This window comes from Haloferax sp. Atlit-6N, assembly GCF_003383195.1.
Lineage (GTDB): Archaea > Halobacteriota > Halobacteria > Halobacteriales > Haloferacaceae > Haloferax > Haloferax gibbonsii.
Genome location: NZ_QEQJ01000420.1, coordinates 1 through 434, shown reverse-complemented (window position 1 = coordinate 434; position 434 = coordinate 1). Strand labels below are relative to the sequence as shown.

The 434-nt window shown below is 54.4% G+C and carries 1 protein-coding gene; it reads right to left on the bottom strand.

Annotation, left to right across the window (positions count from 1 at the left end):
* A partial coding sequence (locus DEQ92_RS23005; RefSeq protein WP_147299612.1) for a CAP domain-containing protein occupies window positions 1-434 on the bottom strand: 434 nt, incomplete at both ends.

Sequence of the window (434 nt, the reverse complement as noted above, 5' to 3'; positions counted from 1 at the left end):
TGTCATGTATGCGTTCCCGCCGACTGGGACCTTACAGTTGTAACCGAACTTCTGGTAGCGTGCCTTCAATGACTCCCCATCGGGTGAATCGTGAGCAAAATACCCTGATTCGGCCATATCTTTGCTGTGATAGCGGGCAATCGCTTGGAGTTCCAAGTCGTATTCGACGGGACTGAGCCCCCGTTTTTGGCGCTCTTCGTTGAGCCGTTCGAAGATGAGTAGCGCGATTCGATGCGTATCCAGGTCATCCGACGAGACGTACGATTTCCCCTTTGACTCCGGAATCGCGGTACTCTCGTCTGGTATCGGCGTTGTTTCGGTTGCGTTCGACCCCGAAAGCACGGGTATCGAACCGCCATCGAGTAGCCCGGCCGAAAAGGATGCGACTGCGATAATCACGAATATCGCGACAGCGACCTTTGCCAATGAGAGAC